Annotated in this window: 13 protein-coding genes; 10 read left to right on the top strand and 3 right to left on the bottom strand. The window is 34.8% G+C overall.

Features of this window, described 5'->3' with window-relative positions; translation table 11 throughout:
- Positions 1-97 precede the first annotated feature (97 nt).
- The 6 genes from G508_RS0101950 to G508_RS0101925 all read left to right on the top strand — a co-directional run bounded on the left by G508_RS0101950 (position 98) and on the right by G508_RS0101925 (position 6,628).
- Entirely contained in the window at positions 98-1,579 is a 1,482-nt protein-coding gene (locus G508_RS0101950) for a lipopolysaccharide biosynthesis protein (RefSeq protein ID WP_026703746.1), read from the top strand.
- Between the two features lie 10 nt (positions 1,580-1,589).
- On the top strand, positions 1,590-2,024 hold the full coding sequence (dut, locus tag G508_RS0101945) for a dUTP diphosphatase (protein WP_026703745.1): 435 nt from the start codon (positions 1,590-1,592) through the stop codon (positions 2,022-2,024).
- A gap of 164 nt (positions 2,025-2,188) precedes the next feature.
- The gene (locus G508_RS0101940; protein ID WP_026703744.1) at positions 2,189-3,199 is read left to right on the top strand and encodes a sugar phosphate nucleotidyltransferase; all 1,011 of its coding nucleotides are present in this window, start codon (positions 2,189-2,191) and stop codon (positions 3,197-3,199) included.
- A 6-nt stretch (positions 3,200-3,205) separates the two neighbouring features.
- Positions 3,206-4,546, top strand: a complete 1,341-nt coding sequence (locus G508_RS0101935) for a tetratricopeptide repeat protein (RefSeq protein ID WP_026703743.1) — start codon at positions 3,206-3,208, stop codon at positions 4,544-4,546.
- A 7-nt stretch (positions 4,547-4,553) separates the two neighbouring features.
- On the top strand, positions 4,554-5,348 hold the full coding sequence (locus G508_RS0101930) for a DUF4292 domain-containing protein (protein WP_051197387.1): 795 nt from the start codon (positions 4,554-4,556) through the stop codon (positions 5,346-5,348).
- A gap of 23 nt (positions 5,349-5,371) precedes the next feature.
- Positions 5,372-6,628 (top strand): murein hydrolase activator EnvC family protein, encoded by a 1,257-nt coding sequence (locus G508_RS0101925; protein WP_026703741.1) that lies wholly within the window; start codon positions 5,372-5,374, stop codon positions 6,626-6,628.
- Between the two features lie 66 nt (positions 6,629-6,694).
- Here G508_RS0101925 and G508_RS0101920 read toward each other — a convergent pair whose 3' ends face one another.
- Positions 6,695-7,657 carry an OmpA/MotB family protein gene (locus G508_RS0101920; protein ID WP_026703740.1) on the bottom strand — a complete coding sequence of 321 codons (963 nt, stop codon included), beginning with the start codon at positions 7,655-7,657 and terminating at the stop codon, positions 6,695-6,697.
- Positions 7,658-7,682: 25 nt separating this feature from the next.
- The gene (locus G508_RS0101915) at positions 7,683-8,444 is read right to left on the bottom strand and encodes an exodeoxyribonuclease III (protein WP_026703739.1); all 762 of its coding nucleotides are present in this window, start codon (positions 8,442-8,444) and stop codon (positions 7,683-7,685) included.
- 164 nt (positions 8,445-8,608) lie between these two features.
- Between G508_RS0101915 and G508_RS0101910 the strand changes: the two genes are divergently transcribed.
- Positions 8,609-10,411 carry a GNAT family N-acyltransferase gene (locus tag G508_RS0101910; RefSeq protein ID WP_026703738.1) on the top strand — a complete coding sequence of 601 codons (1,803 nt, stop codon included), beginning with the start codon at positions 8,609-8,611 and terminating at the stop codon, positions 10,409-10,411.
- A gap of 16 nt (positions 10,412-10,427) precedes the next feature.
- On the opposite strand, the gene G508_RS0101905 is transcribed toward G508_RS0101910, so the two are convergent.
- Positions 10,428-11,174, bottom strand: a complete 747-nt coding sequence (locus G508_RS0101905) for a THC0290_0291 family protein (protein ID WP_051197386.1) — start codon at positions 11,172-11,174, stop codon at positions 10,428-10,430.
- A 266-nt stretch (positions 11,175-11,440) separates the two neighbouring features.
- Between G508_RS0101905 and gdhA the strand changes: the two genes are divergently transcribed.
- The 3 genes from gdhA (at position 11,441) to recO (ending at position 15,987) form a co-directional block, all read left to right on the top strand.
- The gene (gene gdhA / locus G508_RS0101900; RefSeq protein ID WP_026703736.1) at positions 11,441-12,784 is read left to right on the top strand and encodes an NADP-specific glutamate dehydrogenase; all 1,344 of its coding nucleotides are present in this window, start codon (positions 11,441-11,443) and stop codon (positions 12,782-12,784) included.
- 120 nt (positions 12,785-12,904) lie between these two features.
- Positions 12,905-15,205: a type IX secretion system anionic LPS delivery protein PorZ gene (gene porZ, locus G508_RS0101895; protein ID WP_026703735.1), complete on the top strand. Its 2,301-nt coding sequence runs from the start codon at positions 12,905-12,907 to the stop codon at positions 15,203-15,205.
- A 68-nt stretch (positions 15,206-15,273) separates the two neighbouring features.
- Positions 15,274-15,987 carry a DNA repair protein RecO gene (gene recO / locus G508_RS0101890; RefSeq protein ID WP_026703734.1) on the top strand — a complete coding sequence of 238 codons (714 nt, stop codon included), beginning with the start codon at positions 15,274-15,276 and terminating at the stop codon, positions 15,985-15,987.
- Positions 15,988-16,012: the final 25 nt, after the last annotated feature.

The following is a 16,012-nucleotide window of genomic DNA, read 5'->3' as shown; positions in this document are numbered from 1 at the left end:
CAAATAAATATATTAATTGTGAATATGTAAATTAAAACATTACCGACTTAAAAACCCAAAGAAATAGTTATTTTTGTTACAAATTACGAAACACACCTTGAGTTTATATAAAAATCTTTTCAAACAAACAGCCATTTACGGACTCGCCACGGTATTACCGAGAATGCTGAGTTTTCTATTGGTAAGAATTCATACGGACAATCTTGTAACTGCTGATTATGGGCAAGTTACCATACTTTTGGCTTTTATGATTTTCTTCAACGTGACTCTTTCCTACGGAATGGAAACTGCTTTTTTTCGTTTTTATAATTCAGAAGACAATAAAAAAGATGTAATAGAAACCTCTACCATTTCCATTTTTTGGACTTCGATTGGATTTTTATTCCTTTCGCTTTTTTTTAGAAATACACTATCCAGTTGGATAAATGTGGAAGTCGAATATGTGACCTATGCCATTTGGATTTTGGTTTTAGATGCCTTGGTTATCATTCCATTTTCTAAATTAAGAGCCGAACAAAGACCAATTGTTTATGCTGTAATCAAGATAGGAAACGTGGTCATCAATATGGCGTTGAACTTGTTTTTCTTACTCTATCTTCCGCAAATCGCACAAAATAACCCAGATACATTTCTAGCAACATTATATTTCGAAAATTTCCAGATAGGCTATATTTTTATGGCAAACTTAATTGCGAGTTTGGTCACTTTTGTAGTGCTTTCGCCTAATTATTTACACGTCAAGTGGCATTTTGATTTTCAACTTTGGAAGAAAATGATGTATTACGGTTTTCCAATTCTAATTGCAGGAATTGCATTTGCTGTAAATGAGCATTTAGATAAAATCATCTTAGGTTATCTTCTACCAGAAGACATTGCGGAATCTTCCGTTGGAGCTTATTCTGCTTGTTATAAATTAGGATTGTTTATGGTTTTATATGCAACTGCATTTAGATTAGGTATTGAACCATTCTTTTTTAGTCACGCAAGTTCAGAAAATGCAAAGCAAACCTATGCCAACATTACAAAATATTTTGTCATTTTTGGTTCCTTGATTCTTTTGGGGGTTATTGTTTTTGCAGATCTATTAAAGTATTTTCTACTTCCCAACAAGGAATATTGGGGTGCTATGAAAGTAGTTCCTTTAATTATTTTGGCAAATTTCTTCCTCGGGATTTATAACAATCTATCGGTTTGGTATAAGTTGACGGATAAGACTAAAATTGGAGCTTATATCTCTATTGTTGGAGCAATTTTGACTTTACTTTTAAACTTTTTCTTGATTCCTTACTTTGATAAAAACGGGCATAATGGATACATGGGTTCAGCAATTGCAACAATCGTGGCCTACGGAAGTATGATGATAATTTCCTATATCCTTGGAAACAAATACTATCCAGTTCCGTATGACATGAAAAAAATTGGAGGTTATTTGGGAATCTCAATACTATTTTCAGTACTCTCGTTCTATTTCTTTAGAGAAAATTATTTTGTTGGCATTCCATTGATAATCCTATTCACGTATTTCATATATTACAACGAAAAAGAAACATTAAATAAAATTATAAAAAGAAAAGCTTAAACCCGATATAATGAACATCAAAATCAACAATAAGTCACAACATCCGTTGCCAAATTATGAAACAATCGCTTCAGCAGGGATGGATTTAAGAGCAAATCTCACAGAATCAATCACACTAAATCCTTTGGAAAGAGCCATTGTCAAAACTGGCCTTTTTATAGAATTGCCAATTGGCTACGAAGCACAAGTTAGACCAAGAAGTGGCCTTGCGGCAAAAAAAGGAATCACCGTCCTGAATTCACCAGGAACAGTTGATGCAGATTATCGTGGAGAAATTGGAGTGATTTTAGTAAATTTATCCAATGAACCTTTCGTTGTCGAAAACGGCGAAAGAATTGCCCAATTGATCATTGCGAAACACGAACGTGCCGAATGGACTGAAGTTCACGAATTGTCTGAAACGACAAGAGGTGAAGGAGGTTTTGGTAGTACGGGAGTGAAATAGTAGGCAGTAACAGTTTTCAGTAATCAGTTTTCCGGCTTTGTGAACTTTGCGAAAAAGCATTGTGAGCTTAGTGTTTAAATAAAAAGTAATAATTCTAAGAGTAAAAAATTTAAAGATTCTGATTTGTAATTTTTAAATCTTTTAATCCTTTAATAAGAAATAATATGAAAATAATAGTTCCGATGGCAGGACGTGGTTCTCGTTTAAGACCACATACATTAACAGTACCAAAACCACTAATTCCAATTGCAGGAAAACCAATCGTGCATCGTTTAGTTGAAGATATTGCAGGTGTTTTAAATCAAGATATTGAGGAAGTGGCTTTTGTAATCCACGAAAGTTTTGGTAAGAAAGTAGAAGATGACCTAATTGCTATTGCTCAAAAATTGGGTGCAAAAGGAACTATTTATTATCAAAATGAAGCTTTAGGAACAGGCCATGCTATTATGTGTGCCAAGGATTCTTTGAGCGGTCCAGCCGTTATCGCTTATGCAGATACATTAATTCGTGCCGATTTTGATCTAGATCAAACCGCCGATAGCGTGATTTGGGTAAAACAAGTGGATGAACCAGAAGCTTTTGGCGTTATTAACTTGAATGAAAATAATGAAATCATCGAATTGGTAGAAAAACCAAAAGAATTTGTATCGGATCTTGCCGTAATTGGTATTTACTATTTCAAAGATGTAGCCGTTTTGAAAAATGAACTGCAACTGGTTTTAGACAACAACATTATTCATGGTGGCGAATATCAAATTAACGACGGAATTAAGCAAATGATGGCAAAAGGCATGAAATTTGTACCAGGTAAAGTCGATGAATGGATGGATTGTGGCAACAAAAATGTTACAGTTGAAACCAATGGAAGAATGCTTGGGTTTTTGCACAATGATGGTGAAAACTTGGTTGATTCTAATGTGAAACTAGAAAATTCAACGATTGTTCCGCCTTGTTTTATCGATAAAGATGTTATCTTAATCAATGCAACTGTAGGCCCAAATGTGTCGCTTGGAAAAGGATCTCACGTCACAAATTCGACTATCAAGAACAGCCTTGTGCAACATAATTCTTATATCAAAAATGCTAATTTGGATAATGCCATGATTGGAAGTCACGCCAGCTTTGATGGTAATTTTACTTCGATCAGTATTGGCGATTATTCGGTTTTAGAATAAATTTAAATGAAAAAAATTGCCCTAATCCTATTATTCGGAATGTTGTTTTCCAATCCAAATTCGGTTTTTGCACAAGCAGAACCCGAAACTATTGGTTTGGAAACCGATGCATTTCAGGAACATTTCTTTGAAGCTTTAAAGCAAAAAGGAATCGAAAATCATGATAAGGCAATTGAAGCATTAGAAAAATGTTTGAAACTGGAGCCTCAAAATCCAATTGTTTACAATGAGCTAGGTAAAAATTATCTCAAAATAAAAGGGTATAAAGATGCTTATGAGTCTTTCGAAAAAGCAGCACAAATTGACCCTTCAAACAAATGGTATTGGAACGGAATGTATGATGTTTGCTATCAAACACAAGACTATAATCAGTCCATCATTATTGTAACGAAGCTCATCGAATTTGATCCCGGATATAAGGAAGACCTAGTTTCGCTTTACATGTACACCCAACAATTTGACAAGGCTTTGGCTCTAATCAATGATTTGAATGAAAATGTAGGCAAATCTGCAAAAAGAGATGGCTATAAAATGCAAATTCTGCAAACTGCAAAATACCAAGGAAGCGAGAAGGAAAATCTGGTAGAGTTAATCAAAAAGCATCCAAAAGAAGAAGCCAACTACATTTCCCTGATTTATCTGTATTCAAATAGTAATGAAGAAGAAAAAGCGCTTGAAGTTGCCAAACAATTGGAAAAGGAAATTCCAAGTTCGGATTGGGCTCAAGTGAGTCTTTTTAAATTTCATCTCAATAATAATGATGGCGATAAAGCAGTTGCTTCAATGAATCAAGTACTTGATAGTGATGAAGTTGATGATAAAATTAAGCACAGAATTTTAAATGAGTTTTTGATTTTTGTTACCAATAATCCAAAATATGAAGCTGCTTTGGAAAAAGCAATTGCCTATTTTGAAAACGAAAATGAAGTAGATGTTGCAAAGGAAATTGGGAAGTTTTATCAAAATAAAAAAGATTGGAACAAGGCCATTAAATATTATGAAATGGAACAAAGTAGCAATCCCACTAATCTAGGAAACACGATGCTTTTGTTTCAGGCTTATGCCGAAAATCAACAGTTTAAAGAGCTTGCTAAAAATGCTGAAAACATGATGGAGTTGTTTCCGTCTAATCCTGAATTTTATTACTATGCAGGTTTGGCCAACAATCAATTGAAAAATTTCAAAAAGGCAAAAGATATCTTGGAAACAGGAATCGATTATTTGGTAGAAAATAAAAATCTGGAAATTAATTTTAATATACAATTAGGTGAAGCCTATAATGGTTTGGGCGACATGAAGAAGAAAGAAAACTATTTTCTAAAAGCCGATAAATTATTAAAAGAATAAAACAGTTATGAAAAATATAAGGAAGAATAAAGCTTGGAAATATGTGATGCTTCTTGCCTTTTTTACATCTATAATTTCCTGTAAATCCAAAACCGTGATTGCCGAAGCTACAGCAACCAAAAAGATGGGTGCTGATAAAATTGTTTCCAATCATTATGCGGTAAAAAAGGATTTCAAAACAGCCTACATAAAAGCGGACGTCGAATATAAGGACGAAAAGCAAAGCCTGAATGTATCGGCTGATGTTCGAATCCAAAAAGACGAAAAAATATTGTTGAGTGTTCGCGTTTTTGGTTACACCGTGGCAAAAGCTTTGATTACTCCAAAAGAGGTTAAATATTATGAAAAATCCGGAAACAAATATTTTGAAGGCGATTATTCGACTTTAAGCAAATGGCTTGGAACCGATTTGGATTTTAAAAAAGTTCAAAACATGCTAATAGGCCAAGCTTTCGATGATTTGAACAAAGGGAAATATGAAGCTTCAATTGAAGAAGGACTATATAAACTGGAAGATCAATCCAATAAAAATACTGAAAAAGCGTTCTTTTTTGAGGCATCACAATTTTTAATCAAAAGGCAGGAAATTAGCCAAAAGACAAAAAACAGGATGTTGAAAGTGAGTTATCCGAATCATAAGGATTATCCAGAAGTTATTTTGCCAACACAATTAATCATTGAGGCATTGCAGGACAACAAAACAACGAAAATTGATATAGAATACAAGTCGGCTACTTTTAATGAGGAAATTTCTTTCCCTTATAGCGTTCCGGATGGCTTTGATAGAATTTTTATTGATTAGATTTGCATAAATATTTTTATAATATGTCGAAATACATTCTTACTTTTCTTTTTATCATAATGACCTCACTTTCGTGGAGCCAGACTCAACAAGAGAAACTGGAACAGCGAAAAGCACAGCTTTTAAAAGAAATTCAAGAACAAGAACGTTTGTTGAAAAGCCAAGACCAGAAACAAAAATCGGTCTTGACAACGATTATTCAGCAAAAAGAAAAAATTAGACTGCGTGAAAATTTAATTCAAACTACCGAAAAGCAAGCCCGAATTTTAAAGGACGGAATGTATCTCAACCAACTCGCCATCAACAAGCTCAATCGCGAATTGAAAGATTTGAAAGAGGACTATGCCGAAATGATTGTGAAATCCTATAAAAGCCGATCCGAACAAAGCCGAGCCATGTTTCTTTTGTCTTCAGAGAATTTTCTTCAAGCCTATAAAAGAGCTCAGTATATGAAACAATATGCGAGTTATAGAAAAACACAAGGAGATGAAATTAAAGTTAAAAGCGACAAACTTGCAGATTTAAATCAAAAGCTAGATGCTCAAAAAGTAGAAAAGCAAAAAATAATCAAGGAGCAAGAACAAGAACGATTGGCCTTGCAAAAAGAAAAGCAGGAACAAGAAAAACTAGCTAATTCGATCAAGAAAGATAAAAAGAAAATTGCTGCTGAAATCAAGAAAAAACAGCAAGAAACGAGAGTAATTGATCAAAAAATTGATAAATTAATCAAGGAAGCGATTGCCGAAGCCAATAGAAAAGCAGCAGCTGCCGCGAAAAAAGCAAATCCAAAAACATCTGCAGCAACCACAAAAGCTACAGAGAATTCATCGAAAATTGTATTAACGCCTGAAGCAAAAATTATTTCGGATAATTTTAAAGCCAATAAAGGAAGATTACCTTGGCCTGTAGAAAGAGGTGATGTGACGTTGAAATTTGGAAATCAACCGCATCCGGAAGTACCATCGGTGACGGTCCATAGTAGCGGAATTGAAATCTCCACAATTACCGGTGCAGAGGCGAGAGCGGTTTTTGATGGTGAAGTCTACAGTGTGATTTATGTTTCACCAGTTCAAAAATCGGTTATGATACAGCACGGAGATTTCTTTACCATTTATCATAACTTGAGTAGCGTATCGGTTAGTAAAGGACAAAAAGTGAGCCGTAAACAAGCCATCGGAAAAATCAGGACTAGTGGTGATACCGGAAAAACGGTTTTGAAATTTATGATTTCTCAGAATACTACTTATGCCAATCCTCAAGGTTGGTTGACACCGAGATAGGTTTAAAAATAGATATTAAAAAAGGCGGTTGAAATTTTCAACCGCCTTTTTTTAATTTGTAAACTATTAAAGCTCATTCAACATCTTCGAAATTTCATCCAGTTTTGGAGTCAAGATAATTTCAATTCTACGGTTTTTGGCTTTTCCTTCGGCAGAATCATTTGCAGCCAAAGGCGAATATTCTCCCCTTCCTGCAGCAGTCAGATTTTGTTTATTGATGGCTTTATTTTCAGCCAAAATTCCAACAATTGCCGTTGCTCTTTTTGTAGATAAATCCCAGTTGTTTTCGATTTGCCCCATTGCTCCAGCAAATTTGTCATTATCAGTATGACCTTCAATCAAAACGGAAATGTCTGGATTATCGGCTAGCACTTTTCCTAACTCGGTAACGGCTTTTTTACCTTCTGAACCAACGGCCCAACTCCCGGTTTGAAACAACAATTTGTTTTCCATCGAAACATAGACTTTCCCGTTTTTCTGTTCGACCGTCAAGCCTTTTCCTTCGAAAGCATTCAAAGCTTTTGATAGGGTTTCTTTTAGTTTTTTCATGGCGGCTTCTTTTGAGGAAATCATTCCTTCGAGTTCAGCAACGCGGTTAGAACGCTCTTGGAAATCGGCCATCAGTTTGTTAAGACGCTCTTGCTCGGCAGCCAAGGCTTTTTCTTTTGCTTCTAATTGTGCCAATAATTCACGGTTTTTGTCCATGTTGGTTTTCAAGGCATCATCACTATTTTTCTCCAAAGCACTATAGGAATTTTCCAAGTTTTTCAGGTTGTTGTTTGATGCAGTATAATCAGCAAGGAGTTTGTCGCGTTCAGCTTTTAGCTTGTCATATTCCTTTTGTAAAGAAGATTGGTCTAGCTCTAATTGATTTTTTGCCTTTGTTAATTCCTCATTATCATCAGCTAGTTTGCGGTTTTCTTTTTTTTGGTTGGCAAATTTATTTTCTAAATCGTTGTACACTTTTTTCGATACACAAGATGAAGATAAAGCCAAAACAAGCAAGGCTATGGAAACTCTTTTTATCATTTTTCAAATATTTAATTTATCATTTTTATTCAATTTCTATCATTACGGGACAATGGTCAGAGTGTTTTGCATCTGGTAAAATCAAAGCTCTTTGCAATTTGTTTTCGATGATATTACTCACTAAAATATAATCGATTCTCCAGCCTTTGTTGTTGCCTCTAGCTCCAGCTCGATAACTCCACCAAGTATAATGATGGGGATCTTTGTTGAAATGACGGAAACTATCCGTGAAGCCATTTTTCATAAACAAATCAATCCAAGCTCTTTCTTCTGGAAGGAATCCCGAAACAGTTTTATTTCGAACAGGATCATGAATATCAATCGCTTCGTGGCAAATGTTGTAATCTCCACCAATGATCAGGTTTGGAATTTCTTTTTTCAACTCGGTAATATATTCCTGAAATTCCCTCATGAACATGAATTTATGATCGAGTCGGGCAATATTTGTTCCCGAAGGCAAATATAAACTCATAACTGAGTAATCATCAAAGTCTAAACGGAGATTTCTACCTTCAAAATCCATATAATCAATCCCAGTCCCAAAAACAACATTGTTTGGTTTTATTTTCGACAATATTGCCACACCACTATATCCTTTTTTTTGTGCAGAAAACCAGTAATGATAGGGGTAACCAGCTTTTTCAAATTCCTCAACTGGAATCTGATCTTGAGTTGCTTTGATCTCTTGAAGACAAATAACATCTGGATTTGCTTGTTGTAGCCAATCGATAAAACCTTTTGAAATTGCGGCTCTAATACCGTTTACATTATAAGAAATAATCTTCATTCTGAATAAAATTTTGTCTTTTTCAAAAGTAGGTAAAAAGGTTTGATTTTTATAAAAAACTATCATTCAGAATCAAATAAAGAATTTTGAAACTTCAATAAACAAAGGTCAATTTTAAACAAGTTTTGCTATCTTTGTTTTTGCCAAATAAATTAAATACATAAATGGGTTTAGTAACCGCGAAAGAAGTTGCAAAAGCAATAAACACTGAAAAATATGGGATTTTTGGAACTTTTTCAGGATGGTTACTGATGAAAGTCTTAAAAATTTCCACTTTAAACGATGTATATGACAGGAACAAGCATTTAAAAGATGTTGAGTTCTTGAATGCTATATTAGATGAATTCCAGATAAAATTTGAAATTCCAGAAGAAGACCTAAAGCGTTTGCCAAAAGACGGGGCCTATATCACTATTTCCAATCATCCTTTGGGAGGAATTGATGGGATTTTGTTATTGAAATTAATGCTTGAGCGAGAGCCAAATTTCAAGATCATAGCTAATTTTCTTTTGCATAGAATTGATCCTATGAAACCTTATATTATGCCAGTAAATCCTTTTGAAAATCATAAGGATGCAAAATCTAGTGTTATTGGAATCAAGGAAACTTTGCGTCATTTGAGCGATGGAAAACCTCTGGGAATGTTTCCTGCCGGAGAAGTTTCTACTTATAAAGATGGCAAATTAGTAGTAGATAAAGCTTGGGAAGAAGGTGCAATCAAAGTTATTAGAAAAGCCCAAGTTCCGGTTGTTCCTATTTATTTTCATGCAAAAAACAGTAGGTTATTTTATTTGTTGTCCAAATTGGGAGGAACACTTAGAACGGCTAAATTGCCTTCGGAACTATTGACTCAGAAAGATAGAATTATAAAAGTTCGAATCGGTAAACCTATCTCTGTTTCGGAACAAAATGAATACGAAACAATTGAGGAGTACTCAGAATTTTTAAGAAAGAAAACCTATATGCTTGCCAATCCTTTCGAGAAGGAATCCAAGCTTTTGACCACTCCAACTTTAAAATTACCAAAAAGTCCGAAAGAAATTGTTACAGCTGCAAACCATGAAAAAATTGTGGCAGAAGTTGTTAACTTAAGAAAACTTGAATGCCGATTATTGCAAAGCAAGAATTATGAAGTTTTTTTCGCTCAAGCAGATAAAATTCCGAATATTCTTCATGAATTGGGAAGGTTAAGAGAAATTACATTCCGAGAAGTGGGCGAAGGAACAAATGAATCGATCGATATTGATAAATTCGACAAATATTATCACCACATGTTCCTTTGGGACGAAGAAGCACAAAAAATAGCTGGAGCTTACAGGATGGGATTAGGATCTGAAATTTTCCCAAAGTATGGAATCGAAGGGTTTTATTTGCATGAACTTTTTCGCTTCGAACCCGAACTTTTCGATATGATGCATAAATCAATCGAAATGGGAAGGGCTTTTATTGTAAAGGAATACCAGCAAAAGCCAATGCCTTTATTCTTGCTTTGGAAAGGAATTATGCATACAACTTTACGCTATCCAGAACATAAATTTTTGATTGGAGGTGTGAGTATTAGCAATCAATTTTCGGATTTCTCGAAATCGTTGATGATTGAGTTCATGAAGTCCAATTACTATGATCCTTACATTGCACAATATATTCATCCTAAAAAAGAATATAAGGTAAAATTGAAAGACGCCGATAAGGATTTTATTTTTGACGAAGCGGAATCTGATTTAAATAAATTCGATAAAATAATTGATGAACTAGAACCAGGAAGTTTGCGTTTGCCAGTATTGATCAAGAAATACATCAAGCAAAATGCCAGAGTTGTAGCTTTTAATGTGGATCCGTTGTTCAACAATGCTGTTGATGGACTGATGTATATCAGAATTGCCGATATTCCAGAAAGCACGATGAAACCCGTAATGGAGGAATTTCAAGCAGAACTTGAAAGGAAATTAGCCGAAAAAGGAGAATAGAAAAAAGAGGAATAAATTAATTGAAATAATAAACGTAGCCTATGTTTAAGGTTGCAGAGTAGTCGTTTGTTTTATTTTCAGTGTAGGTTCTTCTATCAGGATTCATTCCGTCCATCCAATCTGTAAAATAATATTGAAGTCTACCATCAACTATAATTGCATTATAATCATTTAGTTTATATCTAAAACCCATACTTGCAGTAACCGAAGTTGCCCATCCAGAAGAATTTTTAAAACCATCTACATATTTTACAGGAACAACTTGTGGTGTTCCAATAGGGCCTAATTTAGAATAAGCCTTTGCATTGTAGCTTGTTAATTGACCTCCAGCACTAATATAAGGACTAAAAGTAGCTCCACTATAATCATCCGTTTTAAAAGGGTAATATTCAAGTTGGAATCCAACATTTCCTGCAGACAGGGTAGTATTCATACCTCTTAATTTTCGAGCAAAATCTGTCGATGCTTCAACATATTTACCATAATGTTGGAGTTGCACTTTCATAAAAGAAGCTTCTAAGCGAATTTTAAAATTATCAGAAAAGGTCGAACGGTCATTGTTTAAAGATAAATAATAGAAAACTCCTCCAGAAATACCTACGTTTTTGATCGCATTCTCAATTTCGCCCCTAGCACCAAAATCTGACTGGAAAAATACAGGGCCTGCCATGATACCAATTTCTTGATAGGTTCTCCCATATTGTGCCTGTACAGAGTAATAGCTAATTATAATAACTAAAAGAGTTAATATTTTTTTTGGCATGATCAAAAATTTTCAATTGTAAATATCGGCAAATATATAAAAAACATATAGGACTTATAAATTATATCGATGAAATACTTGATTTTCAAGATAAAATGCCACAAAAACCTTTAAAGGATAGTAATAATGAGTGTTTTCATTAAGATTTCTTAACAAAAGAATAATTTTACTGAGAATACAAAAAAAGATACCACCATATTTCAATTAAATGTATATTTGTCTCATCAAACGAAAACGTTTTCACAAACGTTAATAACTTAATAATCATGTCACAAAGTATTCAATCTTTTGTTGAAGCAGTTGCTAAAAGAAACCCTAACGAGCCTGAATTCATGCAGGCTGTACACGAAGTTGCTGAAACAGTAATTCCGTTTATTGAAGAAAATAAAAAATACCAGAACAAAATGCTTCTGGAAAGAATGGTTGAGGCCGAAAGAATCATCACTTTCCGTATTGTATGGATTGATGATGCTGGAAACACTCAAGTGAACCGTGGATACCGTATCCAGATGAACTCTGCCATCGGACCATACAAAGGAGGAATTCGTTTTCATCCATCTGTAAACTTGAGTATCTTGAAATTCTTGGCTTTCGAGCAAACATTCAAAAACAGTTTAACTACTTTGCCAATGGGTGGAGGAAAAGGTGGAGCTGACTTTGATCCAAAAGGAAAATCGGATAACGAAGTAATGCGTTTTTGCCAAGCTTTCATGACCGAATTAGCAAAGCATATCGGTGGAAACACTGACGTTCCTGCTGGAGATATCGGTGTTGGGGGAAGAGAAGTTGGCTATATGTTTGGTCAATATAAAAGATTAAGAAACGAATTTACAGGTGTTTTGACTGGTAAAGGAATTTCTTTCGGAGGATCATTAATCCGTCCTGAAGCTACAGGATATGGTGATGTATACTTTGCACAAAGCATGTTAGGAACAAGAGGTGATAGCTTCACAGGAAAAACTGTAGTTATTTCTGGTTCTGGAAACGTAGCTCAATATGCTGCAGAAAAAGCAACTCAATTAGGAGGTAAAGTAGTTACAATGTCAGATTCATCAGGATATATCTATGATGCTGACGGAATTGATGCTGAGAAATTGGCTCATGTAATGGAAATCAAAAACGAATTAAGAGGTAGAATCAGTGACTATTTGAAAAAATATCCATCTGCTAAATTCGTAGAAGGAAAACGCCCATGGGAAGTGAAATGTGATGTTGCCTTGCCATGTGCTACTCAAAATGAATTGAATGAAGATGAAGCAAAAGCTTTAGTGGCAAACGGATGTATCTGTGTTGCCGAAGGAGCGAATATGCCATCAACTCCAGAGGCAGTATTGGTTTTCCAAAAAGCAAAAATATTATTTGCTCCAGGAAAAGCTTCTAATGCAGGAGGTGTTGCAACTTCAGGACTTGAGATGTCTCAAAACTCTTTGAGATTAAGCTGGACTTCAGAAGAAGTTGACGAAAGATTAAAAAGAATTATGCTAGATATTCACGCTTCATGTGTAAAATATGGTTCTGATGCTTCAGGCTATGTTGATTATGTGAAAGGTGCAAATATTGCAGGATTTGTAAAAGTTGCTGATGCAATGCTTGCTCAAGGTGTTGTTTAATTAGCAATCTTATTATAATTTGAAAATGCTCTCAATTTGAGAGCATTTTTTTTGCCATCTTAATATTAAAAATCAATTAAATTCGTTTTGTAGTATATTTGTCTTAGTAATAAAATAGTAATGAAATATTTTTTCCCAGCATTTTTTTTCCTTGTCTCAATACAAATAGGTTTTTCTCAGAACAGTGAAAGCTGGAACAGTTATTTTAGTTATAATGAAATTAAGGATGTTGCTGAGTCAACTAATAAAGTTTTTGCAGCTTCAGAAAATGCTTTTTTCTCCTTAAATAATCTTACTAACGAAATAAAAACCACGAATACCATAGACGGTTTGCCAGGTCAGACAATCTCCACCCTATACCATAGCGAAAATTTTAATAGAACATTGGTAGGTTATGAAAACGGATTGTTAATGGTTGTAAACGAAAGCGACGGAAGTATGAAAACCGTTGTCGATATCATCAACAAGCAAATACCACCAAATATTAAAAGGATTAATCATATCCAAGAATATGAAGGAATTGCATATATCTCGTGCGATTTTGGAGTGGTGCAATATAATTTGGAAACCCTTCAATTTGGTGACACCTATTTTATTGGCGATAATGGAGCCGAAATTAGAGTCTTGCAAACTGAAGTTTTTAACGGGTTCATCTATGCTGCAACTGCTTCTTCGGGTATTAGAAGGGCAAATATTCTAAGCGAGAACTTAATCGATTATAACGAATGGATCAATATTGCATTTGGAAATTGGTTGGGAATAGAGGCAATTGGTAACGAGCTGTTGGCGGTCAATCAAAATTCAAATATGCATAGATACAATGGTGCTACTTTTCAACCCTTTATTCAATTGCTTCAACAACCGTTGGATATACGCGAAAGCGAAGATTTTTTAATTATCACTACACAAAATAATGTGTACATCTATAATGAACAATTGGCTCAAGTCGCACTAATTAATACCAATCAAGTTATGGAACAAGTTGTTGAATTCACTTGTGGAACTATTGTCAATAATAAAGTTTATATAGGAACAGAAGAAAATGGACTACTTGTTACCACAATCAACAACGCTTTTACTTTCGAATTTTTGAGTCCTGATGGACCTCTAAAAAATGCGGTTTTTGCGGTAAATGCTAAGACTGAAAATATATGGGCAGTTTTTGGAGGTTATGATGCCATTTACAATCCTTTCAATTATGATTCTTTTGGGACTGTAAACGAATATGGAATTTCCAAGTTTGTAAATAACAAGTGGCTCAATATACCTTATGAAGAAGTTCTTGGAGCTAAGTCATTATCCAAAATTGTTATCAATCCGAATAATCAAAATGAAGTTTTCATAAGTTCACATCATTCAGGACTATTAAAACTAGAAAATGACGTCCCAATTTATTTATACGACCAAACGAATTCTGCTCCAAATGGGCCGGAAACACTAACCTTTGACGGCACAAACATAAGCGTTAGGATAAATGGTGCCGCATTTGACAAAACAGGAAATTTATGGATCACTAATAGTTTGGTGCCAAACGGTTTAAAAGTTTTAAAAACCAATAATCAATGGCAAAGTTTTGCAACAGATGACTTTCATGATCCAGAAGACATCAATTATGATCAATTGGTGGTAGACAAGAATGGGACCAAATGGTTAGCTTCAACTCAAGGGGTGATGGCATTCAACGAGACAACAAATGTTTTCAAAATAATAACAGCGGGAGAAGAAGGTAATTTGCCCATTAGAAACACAAGAACCATAGCAATTGATAACCGAAATCAACTTTGGATAGGAACAACTAAAGGATTACGAGTTTTATCCAGTGTCGACAGATATCTTTCAGAAGATCAAATGACAACAAATCCTATTATTATTATAGAAGAAGATGTAGCACAAGAATTACTATATGAACAATTTATAACTGATATTGTTGTCGATGGTGCCAATAACAAATGGATTGGAACTGCTGATTCAGGTGTCTTCCAAGTTTCTCCAAATGGACAAGAAACCCTTCAACGATTTACGATTACCAATTCACCTTTGCCCAGCAATTCCATTAACGATATTGACATCAATCCAATAACAGGAGAAGTTTTCTTTGCAACAACAAAAGGAATGGTTTCCTTCAAAGGATTTTCCACTACCGGAAGCGATAATCTACAAAATGTAAAAGTGTATCCAAATCCAGTTCGTCCAGAATATTATGGAACCGTAAAAATCACCGGATTGCTCGATAAAGCCAGAATAAAAATTACCGATATCGAAGGCAATCTCGTGCATGAAGTAGTTTCGGAAGGAGGAACAATTGAATGGGATACGACAGCTTTCGGCAAATATAAAGTTGCCTCGGGAGTCTACATGATTTTTATTTCAGCCCAAGACGGTTTGGAAACAAAAGTCAAAAAAGTAATGATCGTCAGATAGGTTCGGGGTTTAGGGTAAATGGTCCAAGGAAGGACAACCCAGAACCCTGTATCCATTACCTTGAACCCATGAACATCAAAACCAAAGCAATCGTAATTTCGTCCCTAAAATACCAGGAAAAAAGCCTGATTGTAACATGCTTCACACAATCCGACGGACTCAAAAGCTATTTTGTTCGTGATGCTTTTTCCAGCCGAAAATCAAACCAGAAAATTGCCTATTTTCAGCCACTTTCTATTCTTGAAATCGAAGCCATCCATAAAAACAAAGGAACGCTCGAGAACTTCAAGGAAATAAAAATCGCATCGCCGTTTCATTCCATCCATACTGATGTTGTGAAGAGTACGATTGTCATGTTTATCTCCGAAATCTTGCACCATAGCATTCATGAAGAAGAAAAAAATGAACACTTTTTCGCCTTTCTCGAAACCTCATTACTTTGGCTCGACAACCATGACGAAGTAGCGAATTTTCATCTAATTTTATTATTGGAAACCACAAAATACCTGGGTTTCTATCCCGATAATTCAGATTCAGATTCAAAATTCTTCGAAATGATCGAAGGCGTTTTCACACCCTTTCACGCCGTCAGTAGCCTTTCCGAACACGAAACCCATCTGCTAAAACGACTAATGAATTTAAAATTCGACAGCGACCAAAAAATCTTCGCATCCGTCGAAAGACAAATTTTACTCAAAATACTGATTGATTATTACACCTTGCATCTAGATGGTTTCAGGAAACCAAAATCATTAGATGTGCTAAAAGAAGTTTTTGCATAATTTGGGCGTGCCACCATTTTCAAAA

Origin of the sequence: Flavobacterium soli DSM 19725 (assembly GCF_000422705.1) — a bacterium.
GTDB classification, from domain to species: domain Bacteria; phylum Bacteroidota; class Bacteroidia; order Flavobacteriales; family Flavobacteriaceae; genus Flavobacterium; species Flavobacterium soli.
The sequence above is the reverse complement of the archived record's forward strand: the minus strand, read 5'-3'. Positions and strand labels throughout refer to the sequence as shown.